1 protein-coding gene is annotated in these 312 nt (G+C 59.9%); it reads right to left on the reverse strand.

The window, feature by feature from the left end:
- On the reverse strand, nt 1–312 hold a 312-nt coding region (locus tag B2790_RS21075; RefSeq protein WP_286919674.1), incomplete at both ends, for an amino acid permease.

A 312-nucleotide genomic window follows, 5' to 3' on the forward strand; every position in this document is an offset into this window, starting at 1 on the left:
CTGACGATGGCCACCACCTTGATGATGGCAAACCAGAATTCGGCCTCACCGAAGAACTTCACGTTCATCAGGTTGATGGCGTTGATCAGCACGAAGAACGCTGCCGCCGTGACCCAGGTAGGGATCTCCGGCCACCAGTAGTGGACATACTTGCCGACCGCCGAAAGCTCCGACATGCCCACCAGGATGTACAGCACCCAGCAGTTCCAGCCCGACAGGAAGCCGGCGAAACCACCCCAGTAGGTGTGGGCGAAATGGCTGAACGAGCCGGCCACCGGCTCTTCGACGATCATTTCGCCGAGCTGGCGCATG

Source organism: Pseudomonas sp. UBA6753 (assembly GCF_002453565.1).
Taxonomy (GTDB): Bacteria; Pseudomonadota; Gammaproteobacteria; order Pseudomonadales; family Pseudomonadaceae; genus Aquipseudomonas; species Aquipseudomonas putida_Z.